At 63.5% G+C, this 310-nt stretch carries 1 protein-coding gene; it reads left to right on the top strand.

The annotated features are described in order from the left end of the window. On the top strand, nucleotides 1-310 hold a 310-nt coding region (locus J0A65_RS26900; protein WP_232850179.1), incomplete at both ends, for a hypothetical protein.

Here is a 310-nt window from a genome sequence, read left to right as displayed (position 1 = left end):
ACCAGGCGCTGGGGCTGTCGCCCTTCGATGGCCAGCGCAAGGTCCTGAGTGAAAAGGGCAAGGCCCTGGAAGCCATCAGCTTCGATCTGATCAAGCCGTTCATCACCAGCGCACTGAGCAGCCAGCGCGACTACCTGTCGACCTTCGATCCGGCCTTCGCCCAGATCGCGCTGACGGCGATCGGCAAGCTGCAGGAGCAGATCGCCGACCTGGAGTGGCAGCAGACCCCGATCGGCAAGAACGTGCAGGCCTACGCCGATGCCTTCGGCGAAGCCCATGCCAGTATCGAGCGCATCAACGCCACCAACCA

The sequence above is a fragment of the Bowmanella yangjiangensis genome (genome assembly GCF_017255015.1).
Taxonomy (GTDB): Bacteria; Pseudomonadota; Gammaproteobacteria; order Enterobacterales; family Alteromonadaceae; genus Bowmanella; species Bowmanella yangjiangensis.
The sequence above is the reverse complement of the archived record's forward strand: the minus strand, read 5'-3'. Positions and strand labels throughout refer to the sequence as shown.